Raw genomic sequence first — 11,912 nt, forward strand, 5'->3', positions numbered from 1 at the left:
GTATCGGTCATTATGCGAATACCTCCAGCAATCGTGGCGCAATTCTGTCCAATGGGCGAATTTCAACAGCGGCATCGATGGCCGCCGCCGCTTTGGGCATGCCATACACCGCAGAGCTCGCCTGATCCTGAGCGATGGTCAGATAGCCCTGCTGACGCATCAATTTGAGTCCTTGGGCGCCATCACGTCCCATGCCGGTCAGCAAGACGCCAACGGCATCGCCATTCCAATGGAGGGCGACGCTTTCGAAAAACACGTCGATGGACGGCCGGTAAATTTCGTTCACCGGTTCCGCCGTATAGGCCAGCGTGCCGTTCTTCAGCAGCCGGATATGATGATTGGTGCCCGCCAGCAGCACCACGCCGCTTTGCGGTGGCTCGCCCTGACGGGCCAGGCGCACTGGCAGGCCCGAGGCGCTGCTCAACCACTCGGCCATACCGGCGGCGAATACCTGGTCTACGTGTTGCACCAGCACAATGGCCACCGGGAAGTCCCGGGGTAAACCCTTGAGCAGGATTTCCAGCGCTGCCGGGCCGCCCGCCGAAGAACCAATGGCGAGCAGTCTCTGACGTTTGCCCGTAGCCCGCTGGGGCGGTGGTTCCGAACGCACCTGGCTGCCGCGCTGGCCAATCAGCCAGCCAATGTTGAGGATCTTGCGCAACAATGGCGCCGCTGCATCTTTCGGATCGCCAACGCCCAGCGCCGGTGTATCCACCACGTCCAGCGCGCCATGCCCCATGGCTTCGAACACGCGGCTGACGTTCTGCTGTCGATCCACTGTAACGATGACGATAGCGCAGGGTGTTTCGGCCATGATTTGTCGAGCGGCCTCCACGCCATCCATCACCGGCATGATCAGGTCCATCAGGATCAGGTCCGGAGTCAGTTCAGCACAGCGCTGCACCGCCTCCAGACCGTTGGTAGCAACCCAGACCAGTTCATGGGCCGGCGCAAGACTCAACGCCCGACGCAGGGCCTCGACCGCCAGCGGCATGTCATTGACGATGGCAATCCTCATACCCTGGCGCCTCCGATCAACTCGACCACCGCATCCAGCAAGGCGTCATCATGGAAACTGGCCTTGGCCAGATAGTAATCGGCACCGGCATCCAGGCCCCGGCGCCGATCTTCCTCGCGATCCTTGTAGGACACCACCATCACCGGCAGCGACTGCAGGCGAGTATCACGACGCAACAGTGTGACCAATTCAATACCGTCCATGCGAGGCATATCAATGTCGGTAATCAGCAGATCGAAGTCTTCCGAACGCAAGGCATTCCAACCATCCATGCCATCGACGGCGACCGCTACGTCATACCCACGGTTAAGTAATAGCTTGCGCTGCAATTCGCGCACGGTAAGCGAGTCATCCACCACCAGAATCCGCTTGCGTGCCACTTCGGCGGTTTGCTGGGCACGTCGGGCGATACGTTCCAGGCGCCCGGTATTGAGCAGTTTGTCCACCGAGCGCAGCATGTCCTCGGCATCTACAATCAACACCACCGAACCATCATCCAGCAGCGCGCCGGCGGAGATGTCCTGAACCTTGCCCAAGCGCTCATCCAGCGGCAGCACCACCAGTGTGCGCTCGCCAATGAAGCGCTCTACCGCAATGCCGTACACCACGTCCCGCTCACGGATGACCACCACTTTGAGGGTGTCATCGCTGGCTTGTCCGGCTGGGCGCTGCAGCAATTGGTGGGCCGCCACCAGACCGACGTGACGGCCCTCGTGCCAGAAATGCTGACGCCCTTCCAACTGCACGATTTCGTCGGGCGCCAGTGCACACATGCGTTCGATGTGCGCCAAGGGAAAGGCATAGGCCTCTTCGCCCACTTCCACCACCAGGCTGCGCACCACCGACAGGGTCAGCGGTACTTCCAGATGGAACCGACTGCCCTGCCCCGCCGTTTGCTCCAGCACCACTGCGCCGCGCAACTGGCGGACCATGTGCTGCACCGCGTCCAGTCCCACACCGCGCCCGGAGACTTGCGTGACTTTATCGCGCAGGCTGAAGCCCGGCAGGAACAGGAACGTCAGAAGTTCTTCCTCGCTCAGGCGCAAGGCGGTTTCCAGCGGCGACAGATTGCGATCGACAATCGCGCCGCGCAACCGATCTAGATCGACGCCATTGCCGTCGTCGCTCAACTCCAGCACCAGCAGACCGGCCTGGTGGGATGCGCGCAGGCGAATCACGCCTTCGGCCGGTTTACCCGCCAGTAGACGCTGTTCAGGCATTTCAATGCCGTGGTCGACGGCATTGCGCAATAAATGGGTCAGTGGCGCTTCAAGCTTCTCCAACACGTCGCGATCGACCTGGGTCTTTTCGCCTTCGATTTCCAGGCGCACCTGCTTGCCCAGGCTGCGCCCAAGATCGCGGACCATCCGCACCTGCCCGGTCAGCACATCGGCAAACGGGCGCATGCGACAGGCCAGCGCGGTGTCATAGAGTACTTGTGCGCGTTGTCCGGCGTGCCAGCCGAACTCGTCAAGCTCGGCGGTCTTTTCCGCCAGTAACAACTGGGCCTCGCTCAGCAAGCGCCGGGTGTCGGCCAGCGCTTCCTGCGCTTCCAGGCTCAGGTTGAGGCTCTTGAGCTGGCCGTCCAGGTTGTCCAGGGCGCGGGCGCTGTTGCTTTGCACACGCTTGAGGCGTTGCAGGCTGGCCAGATAAGGCTTGAGACGCTGGGTTTCAACCAAAGATTTGCTGGACAGGTCCAACAGACTGTTCAGGCGTTCGGCCGTGACCCGCAGTACCCGCTCGCCACCTTCGATCATGCGTTTGTTCTGTGGCGGCACATCACTGCTGACCGATGCGCTGGTCTCTGGCGACAGCGCCAACGGTTCCTCCAGCGTGGGGATTGGCTGCGGAATCGGTGTCACTGCTGGCACCTTCGCGGCAGGTTGCGACGGGTCGAGCAACTGCTCCATCAAGGCCACGTAGGATTCGATATCCGCGGGGCCGACGGTATTCCCCGGCGTGGCAATACGCATGAGCAAGTCGGTGCCTTGCAACAGTGCGTCGATATGTTCGGGCTGCAGGTAGAGCCGGCGTTCCTGGGCGCTGACCAGACAATCTTCCATGACGTGGGCGACGCTGACGCCAGCATCCACGCCGACAATCCGCGCCGCGCCCTTGAGGGAATGAGCGGCGCGCATACAGGCTTCGAGCTGGTCGGCCTGGGTCGGATTGCGCTCCAGCGCCAGCAGACCAGCGCTGAGCACCTGGGTCTGGGTGTCGGCTTCCAGGCTGAACAGTTCCAGCAGCGAGGCATCGCGCATCTGGTCGGGGGTCATGTGAGGCTCCGAGTCACGGCGGACAACAGTTGGACCTCGTCCAGCCAGCGCAGGCTGCGACCTTTGAATTGCAATACACCCTGGGTGTAGCGGGCGCTGGCCTGGGTGCCGGAGGCCGAAGCGGCCTTCAAGTCGCGTTCATCAATGGCGTGGATGCCGTCCACTTCATCCACCGGCACCACCACCGGGCCGTCCTGCGCCGCAATAATCAGCATTCGCGGCATGATCCGTGCGCCACTCGCACCGCTGACCGTACTGTCCAATCCAAGTAATTCCACCAGGGACAGGCAAGCCACCAACGCACCCCGTACATTCGCGACGCCAAGCAATGCGCGAGAACGCTGGTGGGGCAAGGAATGGATCGGCTGCAACGGTGCGACTTCCACCAGGCAACGGGTGGCAATGCCCAGCCATTCCTCGCCCAGGCGGAACATCAACAACGAACGGGTGACCACATCTGTCTGCGCCTCTACCGGCGTCATGTCATGCCGATCTTCCTGCTGCAAGGCATAGCGATCCAGCAGACGGGTGGCGGCGGCGGAATACACCGAGCAGTTGCGACAGTGAATATGCTCGACCAGCAACGGGCAGGATTTATCACCGTGGATGCCGATACGGTTCCAGCAGTCGTCGATCGCCTGGGTATCGGTCAGCGTCAGGCCTGTGTCCATGGCGTCAGAGCTACTCATCGTTCACGCTCACTGTCAGCGGCTCGCTCGCTGCGGGCGGCACGTGCTTGCAAGCGACGGGCCCCCGCGGTATCACCCTGGGACTCCAGCAGCGTAGCCAGGTGCAGCAAGGTCTGCTGATGCTGGGGCTCCAGGTACAAGGCTTTTCGATAATAACCCTGGGCTTCCAGGGAGCTGCCGGCCACGTCACTGAGCAGGCCCAGCCAATAGAACACCTGTGCCGATGGCGGATGACTCTGCAAGTAATGTTCGCAGGCGGCACGCGCCTCAAGGCTTTTGCCTTCGTTGGCCAACATGGCGATCTGCCCGAGCAAGGCGCCCGCGTCCGACTGCACGGGCGCGGGCCTGATCGGCACCACCGGCGCGATCGAGGTACTGAAAGGCCGGGGTCTCTCGGCAACAGGCGCTGCGCTCCGGCGCAACACCGGCGTCGGTAGCGGTGCAAAGAGCGGTTCGGGTACAGGCGCTGGTGCGACCTCGGCGTGACGACTGAAGGCGAAGGATTGCGCTACACCAATCGAGCGCATGCCCAAGCGGCCCAGCAGGCTGCCTTCGGCCGGGCCGATAAAGAGCACACCCTCGACATGGGTCAGGCCTTTAAGCACCTCGAACACCTGTTTCTGGGTCGCCTGGTCGAAATAGATCAACAGGTTGCGGCAAAACACAAAGTCATAGGTCGGCTCATTGGCCAGCAATTGCGGATCCAGCAGATTGCCGACTTGCAGGAACACTTGCTCACGTACCCGGTCGGCAATCCGGTAGCCGTCATCCTGAGCACTGAAATGCCGCTCGCGGTACCCGATGTCCTGACCACGAAACGAGTTCTTGCCATACACCCCGCGCCGCGCGCGCTCTACCGACAACGGACTGACGTCCATGCCCTGGACCTTGAACTGGTGCGGAGCCAGACCGGCATCGAGCAAAGCCATGGCGATGGAATAGGGTTCCTCTCCCGTCGAACACGGCAGGCTGAGGATACGCAGGGCGCACAGGTGCTTGATCTCGGCCAGGCGCGCGACCGCCAGCCGGGCCAGGGTAGCAAAGGACTCGGGATAGCGGAAAAACCAGGTCTCGGGAACGATCACCGCCTCGATCAATGCTTGCTGCTCGTCAGCGCTGGTTTGCAGGCGCTGCCAGTATTGATCGGCGCTCAGTCCTTGCAATGCCTGGCTGCGCTGGCGCACGGCACGTTCGATGATGGCTGCGCCGACCGATGCAACGTCAAGGCCGATGCGTAGTTTAAGGAAATCGAAGAAGCGTTGGTCACTGCTCATTGCGCCTCCCCAGCTATCAGGCCGGGCGCAAAGAGCATGGCGCGCACGTCTGCCGTCAGCAGATCGGCGACACCGATCCACTGCATCAAGCCCTGTTCATCTTCGCGCACCGGCCCCAGATAAGGCGCCTGGCGATTGTCCAGTCCGTAGGGTTGGAAATCCGCGGGATCGCAGCGCAGGGTGTCAGTCGCCTGCTCGAGAACCAGCCCGAGCCAGCGGGACTCTTGCGAAGGTTCCGGCTGGTAGTTGACCAGCACCAACCGCGTGCTGGTGCGAGCCTGGGCCAACGCGCCAAAGGCCAGCGCACTGAGATCGATGACCGGCACCATGACACCGCGATGCGCAAAGATCCCGGCCACCCAGGCGGGAGCATGGGCGATCGGTTTCAAAGGCAGGCGCGGCAGCACCTCGGCCACTTCCGTGGCCTTGAGGGCATAGCGCTCGTGGCCGATGCGGAACATCAGGAACAGTGCCTTTTTCGCGGTCGTAACGGCACCACGTCTAGCCGCTAACTCGCTCATCAGACTTTGAAACGCGACACGCCGCTGCGCAGACCTACCGCAACCTGGCTCAATTCATCAATGGCAAAGCTGGCCTGGCGCAGGGATTCCACGGTCTGGCTGCTGGCATCCCCCAATTGCACCAGCGCATGGTTGATCTGCTCGGCGCCGGTGGCCTGGGCCTGCATGCCTTCGTTGACCATCAGCACCCGAGGCGCCAGGGCCTGGACCTGATGGATGATCTGCGACAGCTGTTCGCCCACTTGCTGCACTTCGAACATGCCACGGCGCACTTCTTCCGAGAACTTGTCCATGCCCATCACGCCCGCCGACACCGCCGACTGGATTTCACGGACCATCTGTTCGATGTCGTAGGTCGCCACGGCGGTCTGATCCGCGAGACGGCGCACTTCGGTCGCGACCACGGCAAACCCGCGTCCGTATTCCCCGGCTTTCTCCGCCTCGATCGCCGCGTTGAGTGACAACAGGTTGGTCTGGTCAGCGACCTTGACGATGGTCACCACCACTTGGTTGATGTTGCCGGCTTTCTCATTGAGGATCGCCAGCTTGGCATTCACCAGATCCGCAGCGCCCATCACCGAGTGCATGGTTTCTTCCATGCGGGCCAGGCCTTGCTGACCGGAACCGGCGGCCACCGACGCCTGATCGGCAGCCGTGGAAACTTCGGTCATGGTGCGCACCAGATCCTTGGAAGTGGCAGCGATTTCGCGGGAAGTGGCCCCGATTTCGGTGGTCGTCGCCGCCGTTTCGGTGGCGGTAGCCTGCTGCTGCTTGGAAGTTGCCGCGATCTCGGTCACCGAGGTAGTGACCTGGACCGACGAACGCTGGGCCTGGGAAACCAACGCGGTGAGTTCGCTCATCATGTCGTTGAAGCCGGTTTCGACCGCGCCAAACTCATCCTTGCGGTCCAGATTCAGGCGCTTGCTCAGGTCGCCCGTACGCATGGACTCCAGGATATCGACGATACGTTTCATCGGCGCCATGATCGCTCGCATCAGCAACAGGCCACACAGGCCCGCAGCAAGGACTGCCAGAATCAGCGAAACGCCCATGTTTATCTCTGCGGCTATAACCGCATCGTCGATAGCCGTCGCGGCCTTATCCGCCACCTGTTTGTCTTCGCTGATAATTCCGTTGAGCTTGGTGCGTCCCGCGGACCAGGTCGGCGTCAGTTGTTCGCTGAAGACTTTACGCGCCTCGGCGTCTCTGTCGGCTTCATGCAGCGCGAGGACTTGGGTGAGCACCTTGTTGTAGTCCTGGCGCAGGCTTTCAAAGGCCTTGAACTGGGTTTGATCGCGGTCCTGGCTGATGGTCTGTACGTAGCTGGCAACGTGCTGATCAAGGCGCGCCTCGAAAGATTTGTAGTCTTCGCGGTCGGCATCGGAAATGCCCTGACCTTGTCGAAAGCCGACCAACGCCTGGGTTTTCTGGTAGCTGTCGACCCAGGCACCGCGGATCATCGAACTGAAAAATATCCCGGGGATCGCTTCGTCCTTGACCGCATGCACATTCACTTCGACCTTCAGTAACCGTGAATACGAGACCACAACCATCAGCAGCATGATCGCGATAATGACCGCAAAGCTCGCCAAAATGCGTTGGCGCAAGGTCCAGTTCTTCACAGTATTTCCTCAAGGGCCGATCAAATGCCGAGGAGTATAGCCGAGCCAGTAACATCATTTATCAATGGCTTGTGGAGCACGTCTCAAGGGATACAAAAACACCCCGCAGCCATGACGCATGCGGGGTGTCCGAGAGAACGGTACAACATTCAGACGCTGGCTTCGCGCACCTGTTTTTCCAGCTCGATCTTCAGGTCCGGCGCCAACTTGAGCTGGCGCGCCAGTTCATCCAGGTAAGACTTCTCCATGAAGTTCTCGTCATCCACCAGCATCACGCTGGCGATGTACATCTCGGCGGCCATTTCCGGAGTGCTGGCGGCACGGGCCACGTCGGTGGGATCCAGTGGTTTGTTGAGTTCGGCATGCAACCAGTGTTGCAGTTCCTGGTCGTTGTCCAGCTTGGTGAACTCGCCTTCGATCAACGCTTTTTCGCGTTCGTCGACATGCCCGTCGGCTTTGGCCGCAGCCACCAGGGCCTTGAGAATCGCCTGGCTGTGCTGTTCGACTTGAGCCGGCGGCAGGCGATCCAGGGTTTGCGGTTCGCCCCGGGGCGCGCCCGCCTGCTGCGCCTGCCAGTTGCCGTAAGCCTTGTAGGCAATCACCCCGAGTGCCGCAAGCCCGCCGTAGGTCAGGGCTTTTCCGCCAAACTTGCGAGCTTTCTTGTTGCCCATCAACAAGCCCATGGCTCCGGCCGCCAGAGCGCCACCGCCGGCTCCACCGAGCAGGCTGCCAAGCCCGCCGCTGCCACCGAGCAAGCCACCCAGCGCGCCTTTTTCATTGCCTTTACGCTGGCCGCCGGCCTTGTTTTGCATCATATCCTGGCCCGACTTGAGCAACTGATCGAGCAATCCACGGGTATTCATTCGTAGTCTCCACAGACGTGTGTTGATAGGACAATAGGCCTCCAGCGTAAAACTAAGTGCCAAAAAGCCCTGCACTAGAGTGCTTCCAGATGTAACGCAACCGCCCTGGAAAATCGCGATCACCCGTCGTGTGGCTGACACGTCTTGTTTCATATACAAGGCCATCACACTGCCATCAATGAATTTTCCTTCTTCCCCGAACGGCTTAAGCTATTTGGCATCTGTTAAATGTCCATTGCGTTTGGCCGAAGGCATGTCCGAACCGTTCTTTTCGATCCGACACGTGCCAGGAAAGGCACGGGATTGCTCACAACAGGTTGTATTATGCACCGCAGGAATTTGCTCAAAGCGTCCATGGCCATCGCTGCCTACACCGGGCTCTCGGCCAGCGGCCTGTTGGCCACCCAGGCCTGGGCCACGACTCGTACAGCCGATGGCGATGCCAAGGCCTTCGACTTCGACTGGCTCAAGCACCAGGCCAGACAATTGGCCGGCAACCCGTACCAGGACACCCGGCAAGTGTTGCCGCCGACACTGGCGACCATGACTCCGCAGAACTTCAACGCCATTGGTTATGACGCCAATCATTCGCTGTGGAAAAACCTCAACGGCCAACTGGATGTGCAGTTTTTCCACGTCGGCATGGGCTTCAAGACCCCAGTGCGCATGCACAGCGTCGACCCGAAGACACGTCAGGCGCGAGAGGTTCACTTCCGCCCCTCGCTGTTTAACTATGAGAAAACCACGGTCGATACCCGGCAACTCAAAGGCGACCTGGGGTTTGCCGGGTTCAAGCTGTTCAAGGCACCGAAACTCGACCGCCACGATGTGGTGTCTTTCCTCGGCGCCAGCTATTTCCGTGCCGTGGATAACACCGGTCAGTACGGCCTTTCTGCCCGTGGCCTGGCCATCGATACCTACGCCAACAAGCCCGAGGAATTCCCCGACTTCACTCAGTTCTGGTTCGAGACGCCGACCAGGGACAGCACGCGTTTCGTGGTCTACGCCCTGCTCGACTCACCGAGTGCCACCGGCGCTTACCGCTTCGACATCGACTGCCAGGCTACCCAGGTGGTAATGGCCATCGACGCGCACATCAACGCCCGTAGCGCCATTCAGCAAATGGGTATCGCGCCGATGACCAGCATGTTCAGTTGCGGGACACATGAGCGACGCATGTGCGACACCATCCACCCGCAGATCCACGACTCGGATCGCCTGTCGATGTGGCGTGGCAACGGCGAGTGGATCTGCCGCCCGCTGAACAATCCGGCTACCCTGCAATTCAATGCCTTCGCCGATAACAATCCGAAAGGGTTCGGCCTGCTGCAGACCGATCATGAATTCGCCAGCTATCAGGACACCGTCGACTGGTACAGCAAGCGCCCGAGTCTGTGGGTGGAACCAACTACCGCATGGGGCGAAGGCTCTATCGACCTGCTGGAAATTCCGACCACCGGCGAGACCATGGACAATATCGTCGCTTTCTGGACCCCGAAAAAGCCGGTAGCGGCCGGCGACGCCCTGACCTTCGGCTACAAGCTTTACTGGAGCGCCCTGCCTCCGGTCAACACGCCGCTGGCGCAGGTCAACGCCACGCGTTCCGGCATGGGAGGGTTCACCGAGGGTTGGGCTCCGGGAGAACATTATCCCGCGGTGTGGGCGCGCCGCTTCGCCGTGGATTTCAAGGGCGGTGGCCTTGATCACTTGCCCGAAGGCTCGGGGATTGAACCGGTGATCACCTGCTCCCATGGCGAAGTAAAGGACTTCAGCGTGCTGGTGCTCGATGATATCAAGGGTTACCGCATTCTCTTCGACTGGTACCCAACCAGCGACAGCGTGGAGCCGGTGGAGATGCGCCTGTTCATTCGCAGCAACGAGCGCACCTTGAGTGAAACCTGGTTGTATCAGTACTTCCCGCCAGCCCCGCACAAACGCACCTACACCTGAGGTAAAGCGCTCCCTCGCGCACTGCAGCGTGGGAGCGCCGCCACCGCTCTAGAACCGCGACACATTCTTCATTGCGCCAACCAGATAACGCATTGCCACCTGATCGCTCTTGCTCAAGGCGCGGTAACTCTCCAGCAATTGCGCCTCATCCGAACTCAACCGATGACCCTGCAACCACCCTTTGCGGTTGAACAAAAACACCAGAACACCTGCTACACCACTGGGCTTGGCCATGGACTGTTTCTCCGCGCAATAAACGACATTTCCTGATGCCCATACGCCTGTGCGGTAAAGCACAAGGCCTGATCGGGCAAACAGCGATGCTGACTTCCTAGGCCAGAAACCCGCCTTACTTCAAGCGTAGAAACGATCCACGGCACTGGTGAGATTTTTTAGAGTATTCACTTAAAAAATCACCTTAAACCAAAAACCTGCAGAAAATTCTTACCGCTGGATTAACCGGGTCGCGGCATCGCTACGTCTGTCCATGGTCGCTGCACGCGTCAAGAAAAAACCCACCGGCCTGCGGTGGGTTTGAATGCCTAGCGCGTGTCATCAGTCGCGCAGGTCCGACTCGTGAATTGGCTGATCACGGTGGGTCGCTCGCTGATACTGCGCCGGCCAGACTGCCGTGCGCCCACCCAGGTCATCGTCGGCATGCAACGGCCAATACGGGTCACGTAGCAGTTCACGGGCGAGGAAGATCAGATCAGCCTGGTTGGTGCGCAGAATGTGCTCGGCTTGGGCCGGTTCGGTAATCATTCCAACAGTGCCGGTGGCCATGCCCGATTCCTTGCGCACGCGCTCGGCAAAGCGGGTTTGATACCCGGGGCCTGTAGGAATTTCTGCGTTGGCCGCGGTGCCGCCGGACGACACGTCGATCAGATCGACTCCCAGGTCTTTCAGCCGCCGCGCCAGTTCCACGGTTTCGTCCGGGTTCCAGCCGTCTTCGACCCAATCGGTGGCCGACACCCGCACAAACACCGGCAAGTCTTGCGGCCACACATCACGCACGGCCTCGGTGACTTGCAGCACCAGGCGGATACGGTTTTCAAAGGAACCGCCGTACTGGTCCTGGCGCTGGTTACTCAGGGGCGATAGAAACTGATGCAACAGATAGCCATGCGCCGCATGCACTTCCACCACCTTGAAGCCGGCGGTCAAGGCGCGTTTAGCGGCAGCGACGAAATCGTCAATGAGTGTCTGGATTTGCCCTTCATCCAGCTGCCTGGGGGCCGTGTGCTGCGGATCGAAAGAAATCGGCGAGGGGCCGACCGGAACCCAGCCGCCCTCCTCGGGTTTGACGCTGCCGTGCTTGCCGATCCATGGCCGATGGGTGCTGGCCTTGCGTCCGGCGTGGGCCAGTTGAATGCCTGCCACGGCGCCCTGGGCGTTGATAAAACGGGTGATGCGTTGCAGGGGCTCGATCTGCTCATCGTTCCACAGCCCCAGGTCCTCGGCGGTGATACGGCCATCGGCGGTGACCGCAGTGGCTTCGGTAAAAACCAACCCGGCGCCGCCCACCGCTCGACTGCCAAGGTGGACCAAGTGCCAGTCATTGGCCAGGCCATCCACGGAGGAGTACTGACACATAGGCGACACGGCGATACGGTTGAGCAGGGTCAATTGACGCAGGGTGTAGGGTTCGAGCAACAGACTCATGGGGCACCTCTTCTCATATCCGGTGGGCATAGGCTCC

10 protein-coding genes are annotated in these 11,912 nt (G+C 60.8%); 1 reads left to right on the forward strand and 9 read right to left on the reverse strand.

What is annotated here, in order from left to right; genetic code table 11:
* Nucleotides 1-10: 10 nt before the first annotated feature.
* The 7 genes from cheB to BLU75_RS17070 form a co-directional block, all read right to left on the reverse strand.
* Complete coding sequence (gene cheB / locus BLU75_RS17040) at nucleotides 11-1,018, reverse strand: chemotaxis response regulator protein-glutamate methylesterase (RefSeq protein ID WP_084377260.1); 1,008 nt, start codon at nucleotides 1,016-1,018, stop codon at nucleotides 11-13.
* Entirely contained in the window at nucleotides 1,015-3,294 is a 2,280-nt protein-coding gene (locus BLU75_RS17045) for a hybrid sensor histidine kinase/response regulator (RefSeq protein ID WP_084377262.1), read from the reverse strand. Before BLU75_RS17045 ends, cheB begins: the two co-directional genes overlap by 4 nt.
* Nucleotides 3,291-3,983, reverse strand: coding sequence for a chemotaxis protein CheW (locus tag BLU75_RS17050; protein ID WP_084377264.1), 693 nt, complete (start codon nucleotides 3,981-3,983; stop codon nucleotides 3,291-3,293). The genes BLU75_RS17045 and BLU75_RS17050 overlap by 4 nt, the downstream gene beginning before the upstream one ends.
* Nucleotides 3,980-5,257, reverse strand: a complete 1,278-nt coding sequence (locus tag BLU75_RS17055) for a CheR family methyltransferase (protein WP_084377266.1) — start codon at nucleotides 5,255-5,257, stop codon at nucleotides 3,980-3,982. The genes BLU75_RS17050 and BLU75_RS17055 overlap by 4 nt, the downstream gene beginning before the upstream one ends.
* On the reverse strand, nucleotides 5,254-5,778 hold the full coding sequence (locus BLU75_RS17060) for a chemotaxis protein CheW (protein ID WP_084377268.1): 525 nt from the start codon (nucleotides 5,776-5,778) through the stop codon (nucleotides 5,254-5,256). The genes BLU75_RS17055 and BLU75_RS17060 overlap by 4 nt, the downstream gene beginning before the upstream one ends.
* On the reverse strand, nucleotides 5,778-7,400 hold the full coding sequence (locus BLU75_RS17065; protein WP_084377270.1) for a methyl-accepting chemotaxis protein: 1,623 nt from the start codon (nucleotides 7,398-7,400) through the stop codon (nucleotides 5,778-5,780). Before BLU75_RS17065 ends, BLU75_RS17060 begins: the two co-directional genes overlap by 1 nt.
* A 149-nt stretch (nucleotides 7,401-7,549) precedes the next feature.
* Complete coding sequence (locus tag BLU75_RS17070; RefSeq protein WP_084377272.1) at nucleotides 7,550-8,263, reverse strand: tellurite resistance TerB family protein; 714 nt, start codon at nucleotides 8,261-8,263, stop codon at nucleotides 7,550-7,552.
* A 324-nt stretch (nucleotides 8,264-8,587) separates the two neighbouring features.
* On the opposite strand from BLU75_RS17070, the gene BLU75_RS17075 reads away from it, so the two are divergent.
* Nucleotides 8,588-10,213 carry a glucan biosynthesis protein D gene (locus tag BLU75_RS17075; protein ID WP_084377274.1) on the forward strand — a complete coding sequence of 542 codons (1,626 nt, stop codon included), beginning with the start codon at nucleotides 8,588-8,590 and terminating at the stop codon, nucleotides 10,211-10,213.
* A 48-nt stretch (nucleotides 10,214-10,261) separates the two neighbouring features.
* Here the strand turns inward: BLU75_RS17075 and BLU75_RS17080 are convergent, their stop codons facing one another.
* Both BLU75_RS17080 and BLU75_RS17085 read right to left on the reverse strand, forming a co-directional pair.
* On the reverse strand, nucleotides 10,262-10,447 hold the full coding sequence (locus tag BLU75_RS17080; RefSeq protein WP_084377275.1) for a hypothetical protein: 186 nt from the start codon (nucleotides 10,445-10,447) through the stop codon (nucleotides 10,262-10,264).
* Between the two features lie 321 nt (nucleotides 10,448-10,768).
* The gene (locus BLU75_RS17085; RefSeq protein ID WP_084377277.1) at nucleotides 10,769-11,875 is read right to left on the reverse strand and encodes an NADH:flavin oxidoreductase/NADH oxidase; all 1,107 of its coding nucleotides are present in this window, start codon (nucleotides 11,873-11,875) and stop codon (nucleotides 10,769-10,771) included.
* Between the last annotated feature and the right edge of the window lie 37 nt (nucleotides 11,876-11,912).

It is taken from the genome of Pseudomonas mucidolens (genome assembly GCF_900106045.1).
Lineage (GTDB): Bacteria > Pseudomonadota > Gammaproteobacteria > Pseudomonadales > Pseudomonadaceae > Aquipseudomonas > Aquipseudomonas mucidolens.

Coding starts and splice junctions, on each gene's coding strand:
- cheB (WP_084377260.1), bottom strand. CDS start 1,018: ATGAGGATTGCCATCGTCAATGACATGCCGCTGGCGGTCGAGGCCCTG.
- BLU75_RS17045 (WP_084377262.1), bottom strand. CDS start 3,294: ATGACCCCCGACCAGATGCGCGATGCCTCGCTGCTGGAACTGTTCAGC.
- BLU75_RS17050 (WP_084377264.1), bottom strand. CDS start 3,983: ATGAGTAGCTCTGACGCCATGGACACAGGCCTGACGCTGACCGATACC.
- BLU75_RS17055 (WP_084377266.1), bottom strand. CDS start 5,257: ATGAGCAGTGACCAACGCTTCTTCGATTTCCTTAAACTACGCATCGGC.
- BLU75_RS17060 (WP_084377268.1), bottom strand. CDS start 5,778: ATGAGCGAGTTAGCGGCTAGACGTGGTGCCGTTACGACCGCGAAAAAG.
- BLU75_RS17070 (WP_084377272.1), bottom strand. CDS start 8,263: ATGAATACCCGTGGATTGCTCGATCAGTTGCTCAAGTCGGGCCAGGAT.
- BLU75_RS17075 (WP_084377274.1), top strand. CDS start 8,588: ATGCACCGCAGGAATTTGCTCAAAGCGTCCATGGCCATCGCTGCCTAC.
- BLU75_RS17080 (WP_084377275.1), bottom strand. CDS start 10,447: ATGGCCAAGCCCAGTGGTGTAGCAGGTGTTCTGGTGTTTTTGTTCAAC.
- BLU75_RS17085 (WP_084377277.1), bottom strand. CDS start 11,875: ATGAGTCTGTTGCTCGAACCCTACACCCTGCGTCAATTGACCCTGCTC.